Here is a 23,419-nt window from a genome sequence, read left to right as displayed (position 1 = left end):
TGCGGGGTGGCGGGCGCGGCGGCACGGGCCGGCCCGCCCGTCACGGTCGCCCCGGCGTACGGGGCGCGGCGACGGGCGGCGGCAGGTCGCCGCAGCGGGTCCCGGCCGGTCGGGTGGACCACGTGGTTCACTCGGCGCCCTCCGGGTTCTCCTGCCAGCGGTAGCCGCGGGGCGTCACCATGCGGCCCGCGATCGCACGGGTCGCCGTGTTGCCCACGGTCACGACGGTCATCATGTCGACCGTCGCCGGGTCGAGCGCGGCCAGGGTCGTCAACCGGTGCGACCCGTCCGGCCGGGAGGCGTTCCGTACGACCCCGACGGGCGTCGTCGGCTCCCGGTGCCCGGCCAGGATGGCGAGGGCCTTCGGCAGTTGCCAGTCCCGGCCCCGGCTGCGGGGGTTGTAGAACGTCACCACGATGTCGGCCTCGGCCGCCGCCCGCACCCGCCGCTCGATGACCTCCCACGGCGTGTGCAGGTCGGACAGGCTGATCGACACATGGTCGTGCCCGAGCGGCGCCCCGAGGATCGCGGCGGCCGCGAGCGCGGCGGTCACCCCGGGCACACCGATCACGTCGATGTCGTCGGACGCCTCGGCGAGCGCCGGCGAGGCCATGGCGTACACACCGGCGTCACCGCTGCCGATCAGCGCGACGGCCTGCCCCCGGCGGGCCTGTGCCACCGCCGTCCGCGCCCGCTCCTCCTCCGCGCCCAGCCCGGACTCCATGATCCGGGTGCCGGGCCGCAGCAGATCGCGGATCTGGTCGACGTACTGGTCCAGCCCGACGAGCACGGAGGCCCGCCGCAGTTCGGCCTTCGCGCGCGGCGTCAGCAGGTCCCGGGCGCCCGGCCCGAGGCCCACCACCGCGAGCCGCCCCCGCGGCGGCCGCCGTACGACGGCGCAGGTCGCCATCGCGGGCCTGCCGTCCGCCCGCTCCGACTTCCGCTTGGGGACGAGGAGTTCACCCCCGCCGACGAGCGCGGCGGCCTCCGCGACGGAGGGGGTGCCCACGGCGGCGAGCGGCGCGTCCGACGGGTTCGGCACCTCGACGGCGGCCAACTCCTCGGCGGAGTGCGTGACCAGCGGGACACCGAGCCGCGCGGCGGCCTCGACGAGACCCGGTTCGTCGGCCTTGGCGTCGACGGTGGCGAGCTGGGCGAGGGACCGGGGGGAGAGGCCGGCGTCGCGCAGGGCGCTCTCGACCAGGCCCGACACCTCGTCGGCGGGAGCGCCCTTGGACGCCCCGACGCCCACCACGAGGGAGGGCGGGCGGAGCACCACCCGTGCGTCACCAGTGCGATGACCGCCGGCGTCGAGCACGCGGTCGGTCACCACGATCGCCGGTCCCCCGCGCCCGGCGGGCGCGTCCGGTGCCGGGCGCCGCACGTTCGGCGGGAGCGCGGGCAACGGCCAGGCGGTCTCCAGGTCCAGCTCCACGGCCTCCCCGTCGAGCAGGGCCCGGGAGACCCCGGCCACGTCCCCCTCGACCGGCAACCCGAGCGTGTCCAGGCCGGGCACCCCGACCGCGTCGGTGGCCGTGGTCACGACCGGCTCGGCGCCCAGCACCTCGCCCACCTCGACGGCGAGCGCGTTGGCGCCCCCCGCGTGCCCGCCGACCAGCGACACGGCGAACCGTCCGGCCTCGTCGACGCACACGACACCCGGATCGGTGCCCTTGTCCGCCAGCAGCGGCGCGATCAGCCGCACCACGGCCCCCGTCGCGAGGAAGCACACCACCTGCGCGCACTCGCCGAACGCGCGCCCCACCGCGTCCCGTACGGGCCCCTCGTACACGCGGGTCCGCTCGGGCCACGCCGAGGCGAGCCGCTGGGCGGCAACGGCCCCCGCGGCGGTCGCGGAGATCAGGCCGATCACCGGTCAACTCCTTCACAGTGCGCCGGGGGCCTCACGCCCCACAGCAGGAAAACGGGATTGGTCGCCGCGAGCCGGGTCACGTCCCCCGGCAGCGGCGCGAGCCGGGACGCCTGCAGCAGGACGCCGTCACAGGTCAGGCCCGCCGCGACCAGCGCCGCACGGGTTGCGGGGACGCGGTCGAGCGCGGCCATCGCGACCACCACGGTCCGCCGGGCGCGCCGCGCGCACGCGGTGACGATCGCGGGCAGTTCGCGCCCCCCGCCACCGACGAACACGGCGTCGGGGTCGTCCGGGAGCCCGGCCAGCGCCTCCGGCGCGGCCCCGTGCACCACGTGCACGTCGACGCCGTGCGCGGCGGCGTTGGCGCGGACCCGTTCGGCCCCGTCCGCCGTCCGCTCGACGGCGGTGACGGCCGCGCCGAGCCGCGCGCACTCCACGGCCACCGAGCCGGAGCCCGCGCCGACGTCCCAGACCAGGTCGCCGAGCCGGGGGCCGAGCCGGGCCAGCGCGAGGGCCCGCACCTCGAACTTGGTGATCATCGAGTCGCGGTGCGCGAACGCGTCCTCGTCCAGCGCCCAGCCGTCCGGAGCGGCCGGGACCCCGGCGACGGTCCGCACGTCGGACACGGCGTGCGCCTCGTCCAGGCACAGCACGACGCTGACCTCGGCACCCCAGTCGCGCGCGGCGGCCTCGGCCGGTGTCACCCGCTCCACCCGCTCCCGCTCCGGGGCGCCCAGCGCGGACGCCACCACGAGCGTCCGCCCGCTGTCCAGCAGCCCCGCCCCCAGCTCGGCGGGCCCGCAGCCGGGCCCGGTCAGCACCGCCGTCTTCGGGCGGGCCCGGCACACGTTCAGCGCGGTCCGCAGCGCACGCCCATGGGCGCTCACCACGACCGCGTCGTCCCAGGGCAGCCCCAGCCGGGCGAACGCGGCGGCCACCGAGGACACCCCCGGGCGGACGTCCAGCTCCCCGGCGCCGAAGCGTTCGGCGAGCGCCCGCACGATCCCGAAGAACCCCGGGTCACCGGAGGCCAGCACGACGACCCGCCGGTCCCGGTACTCCTCGATCACCCGGAGGGCGGGTGCCAGCGGCCCGAGGACGACCCGCTCGGCCGTCGCCGGGAGCGGGGCCGCCGCCAGATGCCGGCGTCCGCCCACCACGAGCGCCGCCTCGGCCAGCACGGCCTCCGCGTCCGCGGGCAGGGGCGCCCCGGTGCCCGTACCGATGACGGTGATCACGGCGTGCCGGCCCGGCCGCGGGCCTCCCGCAGCGCCTTGCGCGCCTCGGGGTCGGCCTTGCGGTACCCGTGGAAGTGACCGGGGTGGTACAGGTGCGAGCGGGTGCCCCGCGCGTCGAGCGCCGGGCCCACCAGGAACAGGGTGTGCTTCCAGAGCTTGTGTTCCTTGACGGTCTCCTCCAGCGTCCCGACGGTGCACCGCACGACCAGCTCCTCCGGCCAGGTCGCCTGGTGGGCGATGACCACCGGGGTGCCGGTCGGATAGCCGCCCTCGAGCAGCTCCCGCACCAGCTGGCCGCTGCGCGCGGCCGACAGGAAGATCGCCATGGTCGTGCCGTGCCGCGCGAACTCCCGTACCTCCTCACCCGGCGGCATGGGCGTCTTGCCCCCGCCGAGCCGGGTCAGGATCACCGACTGCGCGACCTCCGGGATCGTCAGCTCCCGCTGGGCGAGCGCGGCGACGGCGGAGAACGACGACACGCCCGGCACGACCTCGGTCTCGATGCCCAGCGCCCGGCACCGGTCGAGCTGCTCCTGGGTGCCGCCCCACAGCGCCGGGTCACCGGAGTGGATCCGGGCGACCTTCAGCCCTTCGGCGAGGGCCCGCTCGTACACGGCGACGACGTCCTCCAGGGACATGACGGCCGAGTCGAGGATCTCCGCCTCCGCGCGGGCGTGGTCCAGCACCTCGGCCTGCACCAGGCTCGCCGCCCAGATCACGACGTCGGCCTCCGCGATCGCCCGCGCGGCCCGGAACGTCAGAAGATCGGCGGCGCCGGGGCCGGCACCGACGAAGGTCACCTTGCCGGTGGGGGCATCGGCCATGGAAGTCATCGTTCCTCTCTCAAGGGCTGTACGGGGCGCGAAGGTGGTACGGGGCGCGAACGTGGTACGGGGCGTGCGGACAGTCCGGCGCGCCCCGGCTGGACGCGGCGCACCGGCGGTACGGCACGCGCCGGCCGTGCGACGGCACGCACGGGTGATGCGGGGCGGTGCCCCTTCGGGCGTGAAGGCCGGGCCGAAGGCCCGAAGCCTTCGGGGGCGCGGGGCGGTGACCCATGCGGCTCCGCCGCATGTGCGCGAACGGCCCCCACCCACTCCCAGCCGCCGAACAAACGCCCCTTCGGGCCCGTGCCCGCCGGAGCGGTGCCGGACCCCGGAACCCGGCCGGGGTCTCGGGGTGCCGCCCGGAAGAGGACCCGCTCATCCGGTAGCAAGGACCCATGGCGGTGTTCGTGGCGCTCGGCGCGTTCCTCATGACGCTCGTCGGCGGCTGGACGGCACAGCGCGTCACCGACCGCCGCCACCTGGTGCTGGGCCTGGCCGGCGGTCTGATGCTCGGCGTGGTCGGCCTCGACCTGCTGCCGGAGGCGCTGCGGGTGGCCGGCGACGAGGTCTTCGGCGTACCGGCGGCGCTGCTGCTGTTCGTCGCCGGCTTCCTCGTGGCCCACCTGACGGAACGCCTGCTGGCGGTCCGTCAGGCCGCGCACGGCGCGCAGGAGCACGACGGGCGCACCCCGCAGGTCGGTCTCACAGCGGCCGCCGCGATGGTCGGCCACAGCGCCATGGACGGCATCGCCATCGGCGCGGCCTTCCAGGTCGGCGAGGGCATGGGCCTCGCCGTGGCACTCGCGGTGATCGCCCACGACTTCGCGGACGGCTTCAACACGTACACCCTGACGAGCGTGTACGGAAACGCCCGCCGCCGGGCGGTCCTCATGCTCGTCGCGGACGCGGCGGCGCCGGTCCTGGGCGCCGCCTCCACGCTGCTGTTCACCATCCCCGAGGGCCCGCTCGGCTGCTACCTCGGCTTCTTCGGCGGCGCCCTGCTGTACCTGGCGGCCGCCGAGATCCTCCCCGAGGCCCATCACGCGCACCCGGCGCGCTCGACCCTGCTGTGCACGATCGCCGGGGCGGCCTTCATCTGGCTGGTGGTGGGCGTGGCCGGGTGAACGGCCGGACCCGAGGGCTCCGCTCACAGCTTGCCGCCGCGGCCGCCGTCGCGCGGGGCGGGCGCGATGAGCGTGGACAGGTACGGCAGGGGGCCGCCGTCGAGCGCGGCGGCGGACCGGATGGACTCCTCGGCCAGGCCCAGCGCGGACCCCCACACGGCGTCCTGGAGGCGCCCGGTCTCCCGCAGCGCCTCGACGACGGCCTGCGCCTGCCGCCCGAACTTGTAGGCCACCACGGTCCCCGGCCCGCCGAGCGCGTCCTTCAGCACGGCCGTCCCCGCCGTCACCGGCACCAGCGTGAGCGGCTCCGTCCCCTCCGTCAGCACGGCACCGGAGCGCGCGGCGAGGTCCTGCATCGCGGTGATCCCGGGCACCGTCTCGATGACGGTCCCCGGCACCAGCTCGCCGATGGTGTGGGCGAGATAGGTGAACGTCGAGTAGACGTTGGGGTCGCCGATGGTGGCGAACGCGACGGCGGAGTGCGCCCTCAGCAGCTCGGCCACCCGCTCACCGGCGGCGTCCCAGGCGGCCTCGCGCCGACCTCGGTCGGTCCGCTCGTTGAGGGCGAACACGACCCGGACGATCTTCTCCGCGCCCACGTAGTGCAGCACGGTCGCCTCGGCGCGCCCCCGCTCCCCGGTGTCCATGACGGGGACGACGACGACGTCGGCGGCCCGCAGCGCGCCCACGCCCTTGACGGTCACCAGCTCCGGGTCACCGGGGCCGACCCCCACTCCGATCAGCCTGCTGCTCATGACGTCCGGCACCTCTCCACGAACCGACGGGCGACACCGGGCTCGGACGCCCAGTGCGTGTGCAGATAGCTCGCGTGCACACCGCGCTGTACAAAACCTTCGACCCGCCTTCGGGGCCCGAGGACCCCCCAGGCGGGAGCCGCCCCGGCGCCCGGTTCGACGACCGTCCGGTGGAACTCGTGCCCGCGCATCCGCGTCCCCGCGGGCGCCAGCACGCTGTCGCTCACGGCCACCGCGTCCCTGTACCCGAGGGTGAGCCGCGCGTCCATGCGGGCCGTGGCGTCGAGCACCCCGCACATGGGCCGCCCGTCCAGCTCCCGGCACAGGTACAGCAGCCCCGCGCACTCGGCCGCCACCGGCGCCCCGCCCAGCGCCAGGTCGGCCACGTCCCTGCGCAGCGTCTCGTTGGCGGACAGCTCGGCGCCGTACACCTCGGGGAACCCGCCCCCGACGACCAGCCCCCGGGTCCCCTCGGGCAGCCGCTCGTCGCGCAGCGGGTCGAAGGTCACGACCTCGGCCCCGGCGTCGGTGAGCAGCTCGGCCTGCTCGGCGTAGGAGAAGGTGAACGCGGGCCCGCCGGCGACGGCGACGACCGGCGCCGAGGACGGGCCGGGCGGGGGCGAGGAAGCCAGGGCCTCCGCCGGGTCCCACGCCCGGCCCGGCAGCGCCCCCGCGCTCCGCGCCAGCGCCACCAACGCCTCCAGGTCGCACCCGGCGGCCACCTGCGCCGCCATCGCCGCGACCGCCTCCACGGCCTCCGCCCGCCGCTCGGCGACCGGCACCAGCCCCAGATGGCGGGACGGCGTGTCCACGAGGGCCACCCGCCGCAGCACACCGAGCACCGGCACCCCGGCCGGGTCGAGCGCCTCCCGCAGCAGCTCCTCGTGCCGGTCGGAGGCGACCTTGTTGAGGATCACGCCCCCGACCCGCACCTCCGGGTCCCAGGACGCGAACCCGTGCACCAGCGCCGCCACCGACCGCGACTGCGACGACGCGTCCACGACCAGCACCACCGGCGCCCGCAGCAGCTTCGCCACGTGCGCGGTGGACGCCAGCTCGCCCTCGCCCGCGGCCCCGTCGTACATCCCCATCACGCCTTCGACGACGGCGAGGTCGCAGCCCCGCGCCCCGTGGACGAACAGCGGCGCGATCAGCTCCGGCCCGCACAGGTAAGCGTCGAGGTTGCGCCCCACCCGCCCGCTCGCGAGCGCGTGGTACCCGGGGTCGATGTAGTCCGGCCCCACCTTGTGCGGGGACACGGCGAGCCCCCGCGCGGTGAGCGCGGCCATCAACCCCGTGGCGACGGTGGTCTTGCCGCTGCCCGAGGAGGGCGCGGCGACCACCAGCCGGGGGACGGACGACGAGGAGTTCACGACGGCATCACCACTCGATGCCCCGCTGGCCCTTCTGGCCCGCGTCCATGGGGTGCTTCACCTTCGACATGTCGGTCACGAGGTCCGCGAGGTCGACCAGCTTCTCGGGCGCGTTGCGCCCGGTGACGACCACGTGCTGGGTCCCCGGCCGGCCGCGCAGCACCTCGACGACCTCGTCGGTGTCGATCCACCCCCAGTGCAGGGGGTACGCGAACTCGTCGAGCACGTACAGCTTGTACGTCTCGGCCGCCAGATCCCGCTTGACCTGCTCCCAGCCCTCGCGGGCCTTCTCCTCGTTGTCCATCTGCGCGTCGCGCTGGACCCAGGACCAGCCCTCGCCCATCTTGTGCCAGGCGACGGTGCCGCCCTCACCGCTGGCGCCCAGCACCCGCAGCGCGTTCTCCTCGCCGACCTTCCACTTCGCCGACTTGACGAACTGGAACACCCCGATCGGCCAGCCCTGGTTCCAGGCCCGCAGCGCCAGCCCGAACGCGGCCGTGGACTTGCCCTTGCCGATGCCGGTGTGCACGACGACGAGCGGCCGGTTACGCCGCTGCCGTGTCGTCAGCCCGTCGTCCGGCACCACACTCGGCTGTCCCTGCGGCATTACGCGGCCCTCCTCGACGTCCCCTGCACATCCCTGACCAGCCCGGCGATGGAGTCCGCCCGCAGCTCGTCCAGCGTCACGGCCGTACCGCCCAGCTCACCCGCGAGCTGTCCGGCGAGCCCCAGCCGCACGGGCCCCGACTCGCAGTCCACCACCACGCAGGCGACGCCCTCCGCCGCGAACAGCCGGGCCGCGCGCCCCGCGAGCGCCACCGGCTCCGTCCCGCCCGCCGCCCGGCCACCACCCCGGCCGGAGGCGCCTCGCGCCGCCCCTCCACCCGTGGCCCGCCCGTCGGTCACCACGACGACGAGAGCCCGTCGCGCCGGGTCCCGCAGCCGCTCCACCCGCAGCACCTCGTGCGCCCTCAACAGCCCGGCGGCGAGCGGCGTGCGCCCACCCGTGGGCAGCGACTCCAACCGGGCCGCGGCCGCGTCCACCGACGACGTCGGAGGCAGCGCCACCTCCGCCGCCGCCCCCCGGAACGTCACCAGACCCACCTTGTCCCGCCGCTGGTACGCGTCCAGCAGCAGCGACAGCACGGCGCCCTTCACGGCACTCATCCGCTGCCGCGCCGCCATCGACCCCGAGGCGTCCACCACGAACAGCACGAGGTTGCCCTCCCGCCCCTCGCGGGTCGCCTGCCGCAGATCGTCACGCCGGACGACCAGCCCCGGCCCGGACCGCCCGCGCGCCCGCTGGTGCGGCGCGGCGGCCTGGACCGTGGCCGCCAGGTGCAGCTTGGTCAGCGCGCCGCGCGGACGGCGCGCGCCGGTGGTGCGCCCGTGCTCTGTCCTGGCCCGCGAACGCCGCCCGGCGGCGCCCTCACCCAGCCCCGGCACACTCAGCACCTTCGTCCGGAACGGCTCGGCGGCCCGCACGGCGGACTGCTCGCCCGCACCCGCGCCGGACGGCTGCGGATCCCCGCCCTCCCCGGCCTCGGGCCGTGCGGCGGTGTCCCCGCCCTGGGGCCCCTCCGGGTCGCAGGACGGCGGCTGCCCGCCACCGCCCGGCCCGTCCGGGCCGGGGTCGGGATCGGTGTCCGGGTCCTCGTCCTCGGACGATCCGCCGAACTCCTCCAGCGTCTCGTCGAGCTTGTCCTCGTCCAGGCCCGGCGCGTCGAACGGGTTGCGGCGCCGCCGGTGCGGCAGCGCGAGCAGCGCCGCCTGCCGGACGTCCTCCGCGAGCACGTCGGTCCGCCCCGCCCACGCGGCCAGCGCGGTCGCCGTCCGGGCCATGACGATGTCGGCCCGCATGCCGTCCACCTCGAAGGCCGCGCAGGTCGCCGCGATCTGCCGGAGTGCCCCGTCGCCCAGCCGCACCGACGGCAGCAGCTCCCGCGCCGCGACGATGCGCTGACGTACCACGGCCTCCTCGCCCGCCCAGCGCGCGGCGAACCCGGCCGGGTCGTCGTCGTAGGCGAGCCGTCGCCGGACGACCTCCACCCGCTGGTCCGGCTCCCGCGAGGCGGCCACCTCGACGGTCAGCCCGAACCGGTCGAGGAGCTGCGGCCGCAGCTCGCCCTCCTCCGGGTTCATGGTCCCGACGAGCAGGAAACGCGCCGCGTGCCGTACGGAGACACCCTCGCGCTCCACGTACGAGGCACCCATCGCCGCCGCGTCCAGCAGCAGGTCGACGAGGTGGTCGTGGAGGAGGTTGACCTCGTCGACGTAGAGGATGCCGCGGTGGGCGTCGGCCAGCAGGCCCGGCTCGAACGCCTTCACGCCCTCCGCGAGCGCCCGCTCGATGTCGAGGGCGCCGACCAGCCGGTCCTCGGAGGCGCCGACGGGCAGCTCCACCATCCGGGAGGGACGGCTGGTGCCCGGCCCCGGCTCGTGCGGCCCGTCCGGGCACGCCGGGTCCGGCTTCGCGGGGTCGCACGAGAATCGGCACCCGGCGACGACGTCCACCTCCGGCAGCAGCGCCGACAGCGCCCGCACGGCGGTGCTCTTCGCGGTGCCCTTCTCGCCGCGTACGAGCACGCCGCCGACCGCCGGCGACACGGCGTTCAGCAGCAGCGCGAGCCGCAGGTCGTCCTGGCCGACGACGGCCGTGAACGGAAACGGTGTAGTCACGCCGCGATCACTCCTTCGCCTGCTTCAGGAGCCAGGTGCAGGCGCCGCAGCTGCCCAGCTGTCACCGTCAAAGCCTGCTCCCCGCTGACGCGGGGGTGGTCCGAGGTCAAACCCGTGGGCACTGCGCGGGATGACGTGCTCCCCGCAGACGCGGGGGTTCGGCGGGGCCTCATGCGTCTCCCTCCAGATCGCCCTCGAGTTCGAGGTAGGTCGCGCGGAGCCGTTCGAGGGTCTCCTGCTCCGGCTCCGCCCAGAGGCCGCGGTCTGCCGCCTCAAGGAGTCGCTCGGTGATGCCCCTGAGCGCCCAAGGGTTGGACTTGCGCATGAAGTCCCGGTTCTCCGCGTCGAAGACGTACTCCGCGCTGAGCTTCTCGTACATCCAGTCGTCGACCACGCCCGCCGTCGCGTCGTACCCGAAGAGGTAGTCGACGGTCGCCGCCATCTCGAAGGCGCCCTTGTAGCCGTGGCGCCGCATGGCCGCCATCCAGCGCGGGTTGACCACGCGGGCGCGGAACACCCGGTGCGTCTCCTCGCCGAGCGTGCGCGTCCTGACCTGGTCCGGTGTCGCGGAGTCGCCCACGTACGCCTCGGGGGAGGCGCCCGTCAGATGCCGCACCATGGCGACCATGCCGCCGTGGTACTGGAAGTAGTCGTCGGCATCCGCGATGTCATGCTCCCTCGTGTCGACGTTCTTCGCCGCCACCGCGATCCGCTTGAACGCCGTCTCCATGTCGCCGCGTGCCGCCCGCCCGTCGAGCCCGCGTCCGTACGCGTAGCCGCCCCAGACGGCGTACACCTCGGCGAGGTCGGCGTCGGAGCGCCAGTTGCGGGCGTCGATCAGCGGCAGCAGCCCCGCGCCGTACGCGCCCGGCTTGGAGCCGAACACCCGGGCCGTGGCCCGCCGCCGGTCGCCGTGCGCGGCGGTGTCCTCGTCGGCGTGCGCCTTGACGAAGTTCTGCTCGGCGGGCTCGTCCAGCTCGGCCACGGCCCGCACCGCGTCGTCGATCAGCCCGACGACGTGCGGGAACGCGTCCCGGAAGAACCCGGAGATGCGCACCGTGACGTCGATGCGAGGCCGCCCCAGTTCCGCGAGCGGCACGACGTCGAACCCGGTCACGCGGCGGGAGGCGTCGTCCCACACCGGACGGCAGCCCAGCAGCGCCAGGATCTCGGCGATGTCGTCGCCCTGGGTGCGCATCGCGGACGTGCCCCACACCGTCAGCCCGACGGACTTCGGGTACTCACCGGTGTCGGCCAGGTAGCGCTGCACCAGCGAGTCGGCGAGCGACTGCCCGACCTCCCAACTCAGCCGCGACGGGATGGCCTTGGGGTCGACGGAGTAGAAGTTGCGGCCCGTCGGCAGGACGTTGACCAGACCGCGCGTCGGCGAACCGGACGGGCCCGCCGGGACGTAACCGCCGTCGAGCGCCTTGAGGATGTGCTCGATCTCGTCGGTGGTCCGCGCGAGCCGCGGCACGACCTCGTGGCACGCGAACTCCAGCACCGCGACGGCGTCCGGCAGTTCGCTACCCAGCACGCCGCGCACGAGCGCCGGGACGAGGGTCACGTCCCAGTCACGTGCCTCCATGCCCTCCGCGACCCGCCGGCACAGCTGCTCCAGGAGGTCGATGGCGTCCGCCGCCGTGCGGGCGGGGCCCTCCACCAGGTCGCTCAGCTCGGCCGGCACCTTCACCGGCGCGCCCGGCTCCGCCAGCAACTCCTTCTCGACCAGGCCGAAGTGGGTCGCCAGCGCCGCCCGCAGGCCCGGCAGCGCGTTCGCCTTCCCGCCCCACACCTGCGAGGCGCGCAGCACCGCCAGCACCAGGTTGACGCGCGGCTCACCGACCGGCCCGCCGCCGAGGACGTGCAGACCGTCACGGATCTGCACGTCCTTGATCTCGCACAGGTAGCCGTCGATGTGCATGACGAACTCGTCGAAGTCGTCGTCGCCCGGCTGCTCGTCCACATGCAGGTCGTGGTGGAGCTCGGCCGCCTTCACCAGCGTCCAGATCTGCGCCCGCACGGCCGGAGCCTTCGCCGGGTCCAGGTCGGACACCAGCGCGTACTCGTCGAGCAGCTGCTCCAGCTTCGCCAGGTCGCCGTAGGTGTCGGCGCGCGCCATCGGCGGCACGAGGTGGTCGACGACCGTGGCGTGCCCGCGCCGCTTGGCCTGGGTGCCCTCGCCGGGGTCGTTGACGATGAACGGGTACACCAGGGGGAGGTCGCCGAGGACGGCGTCCGGCGCACAGCCGCCGCTGAGCCCGAGGCCCTTGCCCGGCAGCCACTCCATCGTGCCGTGCTTGCCCATGTGCACGATCGCGTCGGCGCCGAAACTGTTCTCCAGCCACCGGTAGGCGGCCATGTAGTGGTGCGACGGCGGCATGTCCGGGTCGTGGTAGATCGCGATCGGGTTCTCCCCGAAGCCGCGCGGCGGCTGGATCATCACGACGACGTTCCCGAACCGGAGGGAGGCGAGCACGATGTCGTCGCCGTCCACGTACAGCGAGCCCGGCGGCTCGCCCCACGCCTGGAGCATGCCGTCCCGCAGCTCCGGGTCCAGCGTGTCGAACCAGGCCCGGTAGTCGGCGAGCGGCACCCGCGCGGGCGCGGACGCCAGCTGCTCCTCCGTCAGCCACTCCACGTCGTGCCCGCCGGCCTCGATGAGCCGGTGGATCAGCTCGTCGCCGTTGTCGGGGTACGCGGTGACGCCGTACCCGGCCGCCTTGAGGGCGTCGAGGACCCGTACCGCCGAGGCGGGCGTGTCGAGGCCCACCGCGTTGCCGACCCGCGAGTGCTTGGTCGGGTAGGCGGTGAAGACCAGCGCGAGCTTCTTCTCCGCGTTCGGCTTGTGCTTCAGCGCCGCGTGCCGCACGGCGATCCCGGCGACCCGCGCGGCCCGCTCCGGGTCGGCGACGTACACCGGCACGTCGTCCGGGCCCTGCTCCTTGAACGAGAACGGCACCGTGATGAGCCGTCCGTCGAACTCGGGGATCGCGACCTGCATCGCCGCGTCCATGGGGGACAGGGCGGCGTCCGACTCGTCCCACGCGGCGTGCGACGACGTCAGGCACAGCCCCTGCAGGACGGGGACGTTCAGCTCGGCGAGCGCGCCGATGTCCCACGCCTCCTCGTCCCCGCCGGCCGACGCCTCGGAGGCGTGCGTCCCGCCGGCGGCGAGGACGGTGGCGACCAGCGCGTCCGCCTTCGCGAGCAGCTCGTACAGCCCGGCGTCGGCGCCGCGCAGCGAACCGCAGTACACGGGCAGGGCGTTGGCGCCCTTCGCCTCGATCGCGTCGCACAGGGTGTCCACGAACGCGGTGTTGCCGCTCAGTTCGTGCGCCCGGTAGAAGAGCACCCCGACCGTGGGCCGCCCCTCGACGAGCGGGCGTTCCCCGTGCAGTCCGTACTCGGGCATCTTCCGCGGCTCGACGAACCCCTCGCCGGTCAGCAGCACGGTGTCGGACAGGAACCGGGCCAGCTCGGTGAGGTTCTCGGGCCCGCCCTCCACGAGGTACTTCAGCGCCTCCGCGACCACACCGGCCGGCACCGACGACTCCGCCATCAGCTCGGCGTCCGGCACGGCCTCACCGCCCAGCAGCACGGTCGGGATCCCCGCTGCCCTCAGCGCGGCGAGCCCGTCCTCCCAGGCCCGCTTGCCGCCCAGCAGCCGTACGACGGCGATGTCCGCACCGTCGAGGAGACCCGGTAGCTCCTCTCCCACGTCGACGCGGGTCGGGTTGCCGATCCGGTACGAGGCGCCGGAGGCGGCCCGGGCCGCCAGCAGATCCGTGTCGGCGGTCGACAACAACAACACAGTGCCAGTGCTCATGCGGGCGCTCCCGGTGGAATGAAAGGCAGTCCTCGCGGCGCGCCCGACTCGATGAGCCGCCACAGCGCGTCCGTGTCCGCGTGTTCCTCGATCAGATCGCCGAGCCGGTCCAGCTGCTCCTCGCGCAGCGCGGCGAACGACGTGTCGGCGGCCGGCACGAAACGGCGGCCCGCGGCGGCCGCCACCTCGCGCAGGAAGGCCCGCCGGAACCCGTCCGACTCCAGCGACCCGTGCCAGTGCGTGCCCCAGGTCTGGCCGACCCGGCAGCCGTCCAAGAAGGGGCTGCCCCCGGACACTTCGGCGACCCCGTGATGGATCTCGTACCCCGTGACGTGCTCCCCGAGGGCCTCGCCCTCCGGGCGCGTGAGCGTCTTCTCCCGCGCGAACCGCACCCGTACGGGCAGGATCCCGAGCCCGTCCACGTGACCCCGACGGCTCTCGACGTCGTCCTCGATGTGCTCGCCGAGGAGCTGGAAGCCGCCGCAGATGCCGAGCACCGGCCGCTGTTCTGCGGCCCTGCGGCGCAGCGCGTCCGCGAGGCCCCGCTCGCGCAGCCAGTCCAGCGCCCGCACGGTGCCGCGGGTGCCGGGGACGACGACGAGGTCCGCGTCGGCCAGTTCCTCCGGCCGGTCCACGAACCGCACCACGACACCGGGTTCGGCGGCGAGCGCGTCCACGTCGGTGAAGTTCGACATGAGCGGGATCGCGCAGACCGCGACCCGCAGCACGTCCTCCCCGACGGGCGGCGACACGTTCGACTCGCGGACCGTCCCGCGCAGCGACACCCGCAGTCCGTCCTCCTCGTCGATGCCGAGGCCGTGCCGGAACGGCAGCACCCCGTACGTCCGACGCCCCGTCAGCCCGTGCAGCATGTCGAGCCCCGGCTCCAGCAGGGAGACGTCCCCGCGGAACTTGTTGACGAGGAACCCCGCGACCAGCGCCTGGTCCTCGGGCGACAGCAGCGCCACCGTCCCGAAGAACGAGGCGAACACCCCGCCGCGGTCGATGTCGCCGACGACGAGCACGGGGAGCCCGGCGTTGCGGGCGATCCCCATGTTGACGATGTCGGTCCGCCGGAGATTGATCTCGGCGGGACTCCCGGCCCCTTCACAGATCACCGCGTCATACGTGCCCCGCAACTCGGCGAGACAGTCGAGCACGGTGCCCAGCAGCCGCTGCTGCCGTCCCCCGTGGTAGCCCCGCGCGCTCAACTCCCCGACCGGCTTGCCGAGCAGCACGACCTGACTGCTCTGCTCCCCGCCTGGCTTGAGCAGCACCGGGTTCATCAGCGCCGTCGGCTCCACCCGGCAGGCCTGCGCCTGCATGGCCTGGGCCCGCCCGATCTCGGCGCCCTCCCGCGTCACGAACGAGTTGAGGGACATGTTCTGCGCCTTGAACGGCGCGACCTTGACGCCCCGCCGCACCAGCCACCGGCAGATCCCGGCGGTGACGACGCTCTTGCCCGCGTCGGAGGTGGTGCCGGCGACCAGCAGCCCCCCGCCCGTCATGACGCCCTCCTCGACCGCCGGACGCGACCCTTCGTCAACTCCCGTGCCGGGCCCCGCGCGACGCGGTCCCGCAGCAGCGACGCGCCCGCGCTGACGCCGAGCGCCAGCCAGCCCACGCGCCGCGACAGCCGCACGGCCCGTTCGATGTCCCCCACGGTCACGGCCCGCCCTTCCGTGTTCAGCACGGGCCGGTGCTCGACCCGTCCTCCGTACGACAACGTGCCTCCCAGCCGGACGCCGAGCGCCCCGGCGAACGACGCCTCCACGGGCCCCGCGTTGGGGCTCGGATGCTTGCCCGCGTCCGCCCGCCAGGCCCGTACGGCCCCCCGGGCGTCCCCGCCGGCCGCCGCGGCCAGCAGCGCGGTGAGCCGGGCCCCTGGCCAGCCCGCCACGTCGTCGAGCCGGGCGGACGCCCACCCGAACCGCCGATGACGAGGGGACTTGTGCCCGACCATGGCGTCCAGCGTGTTGACGGCGCGGAACCCGAGGAGGCCGGGCACCCCGCCCAACGCCCCCCACACCAGTGCCCCGACCACGGCGTCCGAGGTGTTCTCGGCGACGGACTCGACCACGGCCCGCGCGATCCCGTCCGCGTCCAGTGCCTGGGGGTCCCGTCCGCACAGATGCGGCAGCCGCCGCCGCGCGGCCTCGACGTCCCCGGTCTCCAACGCCCGCCCTACGGCGCGCGCTTCCCGCGCGAGGGAGGTGCCCCCGACGACGGCCCAGGTGGCGGCGCCGGTCAGCGCGACGGACGCCGTACGGGAGGGTCGTGCCGCCGCCGCGGCCACCGCCCCCAGCGCCACGGCGCCTCCGGCGCACACCATGGTGTGCAGCGCGCCCCACCCGCGGTGGTCCCGCCACAGCACCCGCTCCACGGCGCCCGCGGCCCGTCCGAACACGGCGACGGGATGCCCCCGGCGGGGATCGCCGAGCAGCAGGTCACCGAGGAGTCCGGCGGTGGCGCCGTACGCGAAGACGCGATCGGCACGCACGCCCTCAGCCGATCGCGGGGTCGGGCAGGGGCCGGGTGCTGGGTCTCACATGGCAGCCGCGCATGGCGATATGTCCTCACTCAGGGTGTCCACGCCCTGGTTCGACGAGACCGACGACGAGAGTTCCTGGCTCCCGGGGAAGGTTCTTCCCCGGTGACAGTGGCGGGACCGCGCCGGACTCGCACCGGCTTCCTCTCCTGCCGTCGTGGATGGCCCCGGCAGTCCACCACGGCCCCGGAAGACCCGTCAACTTGCTGTTGACCTGCGGTGCAGCGGTGTGCTGAGCCCCACATCGCCGAAACGGCGCCAGTCGCCCGAAAGGGCGCTTTCCGTGCTCTTTCCCGGTGCCCCGACCCGGTGCCCCGCCCCGCTGGTGCTGTGCAGCACGGTGGCTGGGGTGCTCGCCGTCCTCGTCGCCACCGGGGCGGCCCTCTGGTGGGGCCCCAACCCCGGTCACCGGACGCCGTGAACGCGGAAGCGACCGAAGGCGACCGAAGGCGACGGAAGACGGCCGAAGGCGACGGAAGACGACCGAAGGCCACGCAAGACGACGAACCCCTTGCGTCGAGGTGACCGGCGCAAGGGGTTCGTCGGGGTGTCCCACCGGAGGGGCGGGACCGGTGTTCTTCCGGCCCCGGAACCGCGGGTGACCGCGGTCCGGGGGCAGCGGGATGGCCGTGGACTCAGGCCATGATCAGGTAGATGCCGTAGCCCACCGCCGCCACGCACGCCGCGAAGCAGGCGTACGCCGCTGTCGTGGCGAGGGCGGCCGAGCCGCCGGAGGCGGTCGCCGTCTCCCGCTTGGAGAGGCCGACGATCCCCAGGGTGAACAGGCCGACGAGGGCCACGGTGACCACGAGGCTGACTCCGAAGACGGAGCCGAGTGCTGCCCAGTCGATGTGCATGGTGGTGTCTTCCTAGGGACGCCGGCTCAGACGGCCGGTGTGGGGGCGGAGGGGCCGGCCGGGGTCTCGGCGGTGGCCGTCGCGGCCACGGGGGCCGGGATCGTCGCCGCGAGGTCCTCGGTCACGGTGCCGGTCGGCGGCGGGGTCACCGCGGCCATGGCCGTGGTCACCACGCCGGGGGGCTCCTCGGTGTCGTTCACGTTGGTGTGGTCGACCACCTCGCGGCGCGAGATCACCCAGATCGCGGCGCTGGAGGCGACGAGGAAGACCGCGACGACGGCCGTGCCCCAGGTGCCGTGGGACGTCACCCACTCGGCGAGCGCGGCGACGAGCGCCGCGGCCGGCAGGGTCAGACCCCACGCCACGAACATCCGGGTGGCGGTGGACCAGCGCACCACGCCGCCCTTGCGGCCCAGGCCCGCGCCCATGACCGCGCCGGAGACCGAGTGCGTGGTGGAGAGGGAGAAGCCCAGGTGCGAGGAGGCGAGGATGACCGTCGCCGCGCTGGTCTGGGCGGCGAAGCCCTGCTGCGGCTGGAGGTCGGTCAGGCCCTTGCCCATGGTGCGGATGATGCGCCAGCCGCCCAGGTAGGTGCCGAGGGCGATGGCCATGCCGGCGGAGACGATGACCCAGACCGGCGGGTCGGAGTCCGGCGCGAGAGCGCCGCCGGCGACCAGGGCCAGGGTGATGATGCCCATCGTCTTCTGGGCGTCGTTCGTGCCGTGGGCCAGCGAGACCAGACCGGCGGAGGCGATCTGACCGGCGCGGTAGCCCTTGCCGGCGGACTTCTCACTGGTGTGCTGCCCGAGCTTGTACGTCAACCGCGTGGCGAACATCGCCGCGATGCCGGCGACCAGCGGGGCCGCGACGGCGGGGATCAGCACCTTGGTGACGAGCACGTCCCCGTGCACGGCGCCCGTGCCGACCGAGGCGATCGTGGCACCGATCAGGCCGCCCATCAGGGCGTGCGAGGAACTGGAGGGGAGTCCCACCAGCCAGGTCAGCAGGTTCCAGAGGATGGCGCCCACGAGCGCCGCGAAGATGACCTCTGGCTGGATCCCGGACTCGTCGACGAGTCCCTTGGAGATGGTGTTGGCGACCTCGATGGAAAGGAACGCGCCGACAAGGTTGAGCACGGCGGACATGGCCACCGCGACCTTGGGCTTCATGGCGCCGGTCGAGATGGTGGTGGCCATCGCGTTGGCGGTGTCGTGGAAACCGTTCGTAAAATCGAACGCGAGCGCGGTGATCACCACGATCGCGAGGATCAGCGAGAAGTTTTCCATTTACCCGAGCTTCTTTTGGATGTCAGTGGCACATGGACCGTAGGCAACCTGGGTGAACGGAAGATGAACTGGGGAGTACCGGTGGGTGTAGCGATCGGGTTGCCGAGGTTCCGTTTGTGTCCACGAGGGCGCCCTCGGGCGGGCCGGCGGCCCGGGTTCCCCGATTGCCTCGCACCGAAACGGAGCACCGGCCTCCGACCGTGATCCGGCCCGGCGCCGGGCGAACTCCCCGGCGAACCTCCGCGTCCGGCCCTCGGGGGCGGGGGCGGATTCCGGTCACGCGGCCCGACCCGCCGCCCGCGGCCTCCCAGCCGGCCGGGCGCGGCTGTGTGACGTCCTCCACTTGTCGTGGGCGGCGGGTTGTATGCGATGGCGGTCGGCAGTGCCGGCAGGATCGGCCGTGAGCCGTGAGCCGTGAGCCGTGAGCCGTGAGCCGTGAGCCGTGAGCCGTGAGCCGTGAGCCGTGAGCCGTGAGCCGTGAGCCGTGAGCCGTGAGCCGTGAGCCGTGTGGCGCGTGCCGCGCGGCCCCGCGTCGTCGGCCGCCGCCCCGGTCCCGTCCGGGCGGCCCTCCTGGCAGGATCGCGGCATGGCTGAGCAGAGGTGGAACACGCGGGACCCGCGGGACGCGGGTGGGGACCGGCCGCGGACGGGGGGCGCCCCGCACCCGGAGGCTCCCGACGACATCGCGCGGGCCTGGGACGAGCTGGTCGCCACGGCCCGCCGGACGGTCGCCGACGGTCTGGTCGTCGGCACCTCCGGCAACGTCTCCGTACGCGTCGGCGACACCGTCCTGGTCACCCCGACCGGCGTCCCCTACGACCGCCTCACCCCCGACGACGTGACCGGCGTCGACCTCGCGGGCCGCCAGACCCTCGGAACCCTCCGGCCGACCAGCGAACTGCCCATGCACCTGGCGATCCACAGCACGACCGACGCCCGCGCCGTGGTCCACACCCACGCGGTCCACGCGACCGCCGTCTCGACCCTCGTCGACGAGCTGCCCCTGATCCACTACATGTCCGGCGCCCTCGGCGGACCGGTCCGCGTCGCCCCGTACGCGACCTACGGCACCCCCGAGCTGGCCGCCAACATGCTCGAAGCCCTGACGGGACGCACGGCCTGTCTGCTCCAGAACCACGGCACGATCGCCTACGGGCGGAGCCTCTCCCAGGCCTTCGACCGCACCGCCCAGCTGGAGTGGATGTGCAGGGTCTGGCTGACGGCCTCCTCGCTGCCCGGCCTGTCCCCGCACCTGCTGACCCCGGCCCAGCTGGCGGAGGCGGGGGAGCGGCTCCGGGGCTACGGCCAGCCGACGTAGCCGCCGGTCGGTGACCACCCGGCCGGTGGCTCCGAAAGCCCGCCCACTGGCCGGGGACGGAGCGGGCCAGGACACTGGACGCGTGCGTGCAGTGAGAGCAGCAGCCGCGGCCGTCGGGGTCGCGTTCGCGGCCGGGGCGGCCAGTGTCGCCGCCGGCCGACTGGCCAGCGACGCCGCGCTGAAGGCCACGTCGGGCAGACCGCTGCCCACCGAGCCCCGGCTGACCGTGCACTCCACAGCGGCCGGCCGGATCACCCTGACCAGGGCCTTCGCCTCGCAGCGCCCTGGCGTCTACGGCCTCACCGGTGCCGGTGCCGGTGCCGGTGCCGGTGGCGGTGCCCACGCCGTCGTCGGCTCGGTGGTGAGCGGCGTCCCGCACGCCCCCGACACCGTCGTGCGCCGTCTGGAACGCGTCAGCCGCGGCACCCTGGAGCCGGGCGACAAGGTGTGGTTCACCCCCAGCACCCACATCGGTGACCCGCGCACCGCCCTCGGCCTCGACCACACCGACGTCGAGGTGCCCGGCGAACTGGGCACCCTGCCCGCCTGGTTCGTGCCCGGCGTCCGCAGCACCTGGGTGATCACCGTGCACGGCCTGGGCACCACCCGCGAGCACCCCATGAACGTCATGGGGTTCCTGCACCGCCACGGCTTCCCGGTGCTCGACGTCGCCTACCGCGGCGACGCCGGCGCGCCCCGCGCCCCGGACGGCCTGAGCCACCTCGGCGAGACGGAGTGGCGCGACGTCGACGCGGCCATCCACCACGCCGTCCGGTTCGGCGCCGAGAAGGTCGTCCTGTACGGCTGGTCCACCGGCGCCACCATGGCGCTGCGCGCCGCCTCCCGCTCCGGGCTCCGCGACCGCGTCACCGGGCTCGTCCTGGACTCACCGGTCCTGGACTGGACGGCCGCCCTGCGCGCCCTCGCCACGGCCTGCCGCACCCCGGGCGTACTGCTGCCCCTCGCGGTCCGCGCCGCACAGGGCCGCACAGGGCTGGGCCGCACGGGGCTGGGCCGCACGGGGCTGGGCGGCGCGGCGGCGGTCGAGCCGGCGCGGATCCCGGTCCCGGCACTGATCTTCCACGGCCCGGACGACCTCGTCGCCCCCTGGGACGCCTCCCGCCGGCTCGCCGCCCACCACCCCGGCCTCATCACCCTGAGCACCGTGCGCCAGGCCCCCCACGGCGCCATGTGGAACGCCGACCCGGCGCACTACGAGGAGACCCTGCGCCGCTTCCTGACACCGCTGATGTAGCGGGGGAGGGGGAGAAGGGAGAGAGGCGGCAGAGGAGGAGAGCGAAGGCGGAGGGAGCCGAGCGGGCAGCTCTCCTCGCCCCCCTGACGCTCACCTGCCCCCGTACGCCAGCCTCACCCTCCGTTCGCCCGCCTGCCCCCGTACGCCCGCCTCGTCCCCCGTACGCCCGCCTCGCCTCGCCCCCCGAGCCCCCGCCTCACCGCACCCCGCGCCCCGTCCCCGCGCCCCCTCGCGAAGCCCGCCGGAGGGGACTCCGCAGACAGGTGCCCCACATTCCGTTTAGTGCCCGACGATGGCGCTCCCCACCGGTTTCACGCCCCCGGAGAGCTCGTGCGTTGGCCACTCCTGTCGCCCGCTGTGACATTCCGTTTGGGTTTTCGGACCGTCAACCGGAAGACTGCCCCCGTGACGTCCCGTAATCCGCGCGACTCCAGGCTCCGACTCGTCAGCCCGCGAACCCTGGCCGCCGCTCCCCGAGCAGCAGTGACCCAGCGCCGCCGACCCGCCCCCCGGCCCCCGGAGGGCACCCCACCGCCCGCGGAACTGGCCCGGATGGCCCGCACCGTCCTGGCGGACGCGGCCCGCGTCGCCCGCTGGGCCGACGCCGCCCTCCGCCCCGGCCGCGAGGGCGCCGGCTCCGACGGCAAGGGCACCCTCTCCGACCCGACCGCCGAACGAGCCGCCGCCGACCTCGGGCTGACCCCGGATCAGGTCCGCCACGACTGGGACACGGCACGCCTGGCCGGTCTCGTCGAGGTGCACGGCGACAGCGCCCGCCCCGGCTGGCGGCTGCGCGCCTGGCACCGCGACGACAGCGCCGTACTGCGCGGCTGGGTGGCCCTCTTCGACGCCTGGTCCCTCGCCCACCCCGAGCCCGGGGTCCGCGAGCCCGCCGCCGTCGCCGAGGTCGTCTCGGCGATGCCGCAGGTGCTGTCGTTCCTCCAGCTGTCAGCCGGGCCCGTTCCCGTGGAGCAGCTCCTCGACCTCCTCGAACAGCGCGTCACGGAGCTGCGCACCGAGCGCTGCGAGATCCCCTACGGCCCGCAGCCCGAGCCGGGTGCCGAACCCGCCGCGGAGACCGGTGCGGAGGACACCCCGCTCGCCCCGCTCCTCGACTGGGCCCTGCGGGCCATCGCCTCCGTCGGCGCCCTCACCTACGGCGACGGCCAGGCGACGCTCACCCCGCTCGGCAGCTGGGCGGTGTGGGTGAAGCTGGAGCAGATCTGCGTGGCCGCGCAGAGCCCCGCCGGGAACATCGAGGTCTCCGCCGAGGACATGCTCCGCGGCTGCGCCCAGCTCCGCCCGAACGCGGCCCGCGCCGAGTACCGCGCCTGGCTCGCCGCCCGCACGGTGGGCGCCGCCGTCACCGAGCTCATCGACGCCGCCCGCGGCGAGGACGCCCTCATCCGGGGCCTCGCCTTCGAGGCGCTGCGCGTGGTCGGCGCCCCCGCCGAGCCCGATGTGCGCACCGTCGTCGACGAGACACCGCTGCGGCCCTACGCCCTGCTCTGGCTCGCCGAGCACGACGGCGCCGACCCCGAGGACGCACACGAGGTGCTCACCCGCGAGGAGGCGACCTGGCTCTGGGTGGACACCGCGGCCGCCGTCGCCGACCACGGCGAGGCCCCGCTGCTCGTCCGGCACCTGGAGTCCGCCGTGCAGGCCACCGTCCCCGCGCTGCTCGACGAGGTCCGCGCGGTCGGTCACCCCCGCACCGTCCAGGTCCTGGTCGCCCTCGCCGCCGCGCACCCCGACCCGGCGCTCGCCAAGGCCGTCCGCCGCGCCGCCTTCCAGGTGCACACCGGACGCAGCTGAGCCGAGGCCGGACCCCGCGGGCCGGGCGGGGTGTCAGCCGCCCAGCTCGGGGGCGTACGTGCCGAAGCTCCACACGTTGCCCTCGATGTCCCGGGCCATGTAGTCCCGTGAGCCGTAGTCCTGGTCCGTCGGGGGCATCAGGATCTCCACCCCGTGCTCCACGGCCCGGCGGTGGTGGGCGTCCACGTCGTCCACCACGACGTACACCCCGGCGGGGCCCGCGCCCTTCATCGCCGTGTCGAAGGCGCTGCCGGTGCCCCGGGAGCCCAGCATCACCACACCGTCGCCCTGCGCCAGCTCGGCGTGGTGGACCGTGCCGTCCTCGCCCTCGTACACCGACAGCTCGGTGAAGCCCAGCCCCGCCGTGAGCTGCGCGACGGCTGCCTTCGCGTCCGCGTACAGCAGTGTCGGACAGATGCTGGGACGTCCCTCGCCCTTGCCCGTCATACCGATCACGACCTCTCTGTCGCCCGGAACGCACACCGCTGACCAGTTTCGCACCCGGCACCGACAACGCCCCGCCGTGCGGTGACCGAGACCACCCGATCCCTCGGGACGCGGGCGGAAAACCGCTTGCCGCCCCCCGTTAGAATCGGCCCATGGCCATTCTCCTCGCGCATTAGACGGCGGGAACGTCCTCAG

17 protein-coding genes and 1 riboswitch are annotated in these 23,419 nt (G+C 74.7%); of the genes, 4 read left to right on the top strand and 13 right to left on the bottom strand.

The genetic code is table 11. The annotated features are described in order from the left end of the window. Window positions 1-127: 127 nt before the first annotated feature. The 3 genes from cobJ to cobM are packed head-to-tail and all read right to left on the bottom strand — an operon-like array spanning window position 128 to window position 3,935. Complete coding sequence (gene cobJ, locus GSY65_RS07785) at window positions 128-1,873, bottom strand: precorrin-3B C(17)-methyltransferase (RefSeq protein ID WP_159766620.1); 1,746 nt, start codon at window positions 1,871-1,873, stop codon at window positions 128-130. Beyond that, window positions 1,870-3,111: a precorrin-6y C5,15-methyltransferase (decarboxylating) subunit CbiE gene (gene cbiE, locus GSY65_RS07780; RefSeq protein WP_159766619.1), complete on the bottom strand. Its 1,242-nt coding sequence runs from the start codon at window positions 3,109-3,111 to the stop codon at window positions 1,870-1,872. The genes cobJ and cbiE overlap by 4 nt, the downstream gene beginning before the upstream one ends. Beyond that, window positions 3,108-3,935 carry a precorrin-4 C(11)-methyltransferase gene (gene cobM, locus GSY65_RS07775; protein WP_159766618.1) on the bottom strand — a complete coding sequence of 276 codons (828 nt, stop codon included), beginning with the start codon at window positions 3,933-3,935 and terminating at the stop codon, window positions 3,108-3,110. Before cobM ends, cbiE begins: the two co-directional genes overlap by 4 nt. Before the next feature lie 398 nt (window positions 3,936-4,333). Here cobM and GSY65_RS07770 point away from each other — a divergent pair, with 398 nt between their 5' ends. Next, window positions 4,334-5,062, top strand: a complete 729-nt coding sequence (locus GSY65_RS07770; protein ID WP_159766617.1) for a ZIP family metal transporter — start codon at window positions 4,334-4,336, stop codon at window positions 5,060-5,062. A gap of 23 nt (window positions 5,063-5,085) precedes the next feature. Here the strand turns inward: GSY65_RS07770 and cobI are convergent, their stop codons facing one another. The 9 genes from cobI to GSY65_RS07725 form a co-directional block, all read right to left on the bottom strand. Beyond that, window positions 5,086-5,817: a precorrin-2 C(20)-methyltransferase gene (cobI, locus tag GSY65_RS07765; RefSeq protein ID WP_159766616.1), complete on the bottom strand. Its 732-nt coding sequence runs from the start codon at window positions 5,815-5,817 to the stop codon at window positions 5,086-5,088. Continuing rightward, window positions 5,814-7,190 carry a cobyrinate a,c-diamide synthase gene (locus GSY65_RS07760; protein ID WP_159766615.1) on the bottom strand — a complete coding sequence of 459 codons (1,377 nt, stop codon included), beginning with the start codon at window positions 7,188-7,190 and terminating at the stop codon, window positions 5,814-5,816. The genes cobI and GSY65_RS07760 overlap by 4 nt, the downstream gene beginning before the upstream one ends. 7 nt (window positions 7,191-7,197) lie before the next feature. Then, window positions 7,198-7,797, bottom strand: coding sequence for a cob(I)yrinic acid a,c-diamide adenosyltransferase (gene cobO / locus GSY65_RS07755; protein ID WP_159766614.1), 600 nt, complete (start codon window positions 7,795-7,797; stop codon window positions 7,198-7,200). Continuing rightward, window positions 7,797-9,869 (bottom strand): putative cobaltochelatase, encoded by a 2,073-nt coding sequence (locus GSY65_RS07750; protein ID WP_159766613.1) that lies wholly within the window; start codon window positions 9,867-9,869, stop codon window positions 7,797-7,799. The genes cobO and GSY65_RS07750 overlap by 1 nt, the downstream gene beginning before the upstream one ends. A gap of 169 nt (window positions 9,870-10,038) precedes the next feature. After that, window positions 10,039-13,698, bottom strand: a complete 3,660-nt coding sequence (gene cobN / locus GSY65_RS07745; RefSeq protein WP_159766612.1) for a cobaltochelatase subunit CobN — start codon at window positions 13,696-13,698, stop codon at window positions 10,039-10,041. Further along, the gene (locus GSY65_RS07740; RefSeq protein ID WP_159766611.1) at window positions 13,695-15,206 is read right to left on the bottom strand and encodes a cobyric acid synthase; all 1,512 of its coding nucleotides are present in this window, start codon (window positions 15,204-15,206) and stop codon (window positions 13,695-13,697) included. The genes cobN and GSY65_RS07740 overlap by 4 nt, the downstream gene beginning before the upstream one ends. Next, the gene (locus GSY65_RS07735) at window positions 15,203-16,198 is read right to left on the bottom strand and encodes a cobalamin biosynthesis protein (RefSeq protein ID WP_159766610.1); all 996 of its coding nucleotides are present in this window, start codon (window positions 16,196-16,198) and stop codon (window positions 15,203-15,205) included. The genes GSY65_RS07740 and GSY65_RS07735 overlap by 4 nt, the downstream gene beginning before the upstream one ends. Window positions 16,199-16,298: 100 nt before the next feature. Continuing rightward, window positions 16,299-16,441, bottom strand: a riboswitch (cobalamin riboswitch). A 440-nt stretch (window positions 16,442-16,881) separates the two neighbouring features. Beyond that, window positions 16,882-17,103 (bottom strand): hypothetical protein, encoded by a 222-nt coding sequence (locus GSY65_RS07730; protein WP_159766609.1) that lies wholly within the window; start codon window positions 17,101-17,103, stop codon window positions 16,882-16,884. 26 nt (window positions 17,104-17,129) lie between these two features. Beyond that, window positions 17,130-18,389 (bottom strand): inorganic phosphate transporter, encoded by a 1,260-nt coding sequence (locus tag GSY65_RS07725; RefSeq protein ID WP_159766608.1) that lies wholly within the window; start codon window positions 18,387-18,389, stop codon window positions 17,130-17,132. 586 nt (window positions 18,390-18,975) lie between these two features. Here GSY65_RS07725 and GSY65_RS07720 point away from each other — a divergent pair. The 3 genes from GSY65_RS07720 (at window position 18,976) to GSY65_RS07710 (ending at window position 22,777) form a co-directional block, all read left to right on the top strand. Then, the gene (locus tag GSY65_RS07720) at window positions 18,976-19,707 is read left to right on the top strand and encodes a class II aldolase/adducin family protein (RefSeq protein ID WP_159766607.1); all 732 of its coding nucleotides are present in this window, start codon (window positions 18,976-18,978) and stop codon (window positions 19,705-19,707) included. An 82-nt stretch (window positions 19,708-19,789) separates the two neighbouring features. Then, a complete protein-coding gene (locus tag GSY65_RS07715; RefSeq protein ID WP_159766606.1) occupies window positions 19,790-20,962 on the top strand; it encodes an alpha/beta hydrolase family protein in 1,173 nt (390 codons plus the stop codon). A 552-nt stretch (window positions 20,963-21,514) separates the two neighbouring features. Beyond that, window positions 21,515-22,777 (top strand): hypothetical protein, encoded by a 1,263-nt coding sequence (locus GSY65_RS07710; RefSeq protein ID WP_159766605.1) that lies wholly within the window; start codon window positions 21,515-21,517, stop codon window positions 22,775-22,777. A 33-nt stretch (window positions 22,778-22,810) separates the two neighbouring features. On the opposite strand, the gene GSY65_RS07705 is transcribed toward GSY65_RS07710, so the two are convergent. Continuing rightward, on the bottom strand, window positions 22,811-23,224 hold the full coding sequence (locus GSY65_RS07705; RefSeq protein WP_159775695.1) for a VOC family protein: 414 nt from the start codon (window positions 23,222-23,224) through the stop codon (window positions 22,811-22,813). Window positions 23,225-23,419 lie beyond the last annotated feature (195 nt).

Source organism: Streptomyces sp. HM190 (genome assembly GCF_009857135.1).
Lineage (GTDB): Bacteria > Actinomycetota > Actinomycetes > Streptomycetales > Streptomycetaceae > Streptomyces > Streptomyces heilongjiangensis.
This window is presented reverse-complemented; position numbering and strand designations above follow the sequence as displayed.

Excerpts from the sequence above, each read along its gene's own strand:
- cobO (WP_159766614.1), bottom strand. The coding sequence starts at position 7,797 with ATGCCGCAGGGACAGCCGAGTGTGGTGCCGGACGACGGGCTGACGACA.
- cobI (WP_159766616.1), bottom strand. The coding sequence starts at position 5,817 with ATGAGCAGCAGGCTGATCGGAGTGGGGGTCGGCCCCGGTGACCCGGAG.
- GSY65_RS07710 (WP_159766605.1), top strand. The coding sequence starts at position 21,515 with ATGGCCCGCACCGTCCTGGCGGACGCGGCCCGCGTCGCCCGCTGGGCC.
- GSY65_RS07725 (WP_159766608.1), bottom strand. The coding sequence starts at position 18,389 with ATGGAAAACTTCTCGCTGATCCTCGCGATCGTGGTGATCACCGCGCTC.
- GSY65_RS07720 (WP_159766607.1), top strand. The coding sequence starts at position 18,976 with ATGGCTGAGCAGAGGTGGAACACGCGGGACCCGCGGGACGCGGGTGGG.
- GSY65_RS07730 (WP_159766609.1), bottom strand. The coding sequence starts at position 17,103 with ATGCACATCGACTGGGCAGCACTCGGCTCCGTCTTCGGAGTCAGCCTC.
- cobN (WP_159766612.1), bottom strand. The coding sequence starts at position 13,698 with ATGAGCACTGGCACTGTGTTGTTGTTGTCGACCGCCGACACGGATCTG.
- GSY65_RS07705 (WP_159775695.1), bottom strand. The coding sequence starts at position 23,224 with ATGACGGGCAAGGGCGAGGGACGTCCCAGCATCTGTCCGACACTGCTG.
- cobM (WP_159766618.1), bottom strand. The coding sequence starts at position 3,935 with ATGGCCGATGCCCCCACCGGCAAGGTGACCTTCGTCGGTGCCGGCCCC.
- GSY65_RS07770 (WP_159766617.1), top strand. The coding sequence starts at position 4,334 with ATGGCGGTGTTCGTGGCGCTCGGCGCGTTCCTCATGACGCTCGTCGGC.
- GSY65_RS07740 (WP_159766611.1), bottom strand. The coding sequence starts at position 15,206 with ATGACGGGCGGGGGGCTGCTGGTCGCCGGCACCACCTCCGACGCGGGC.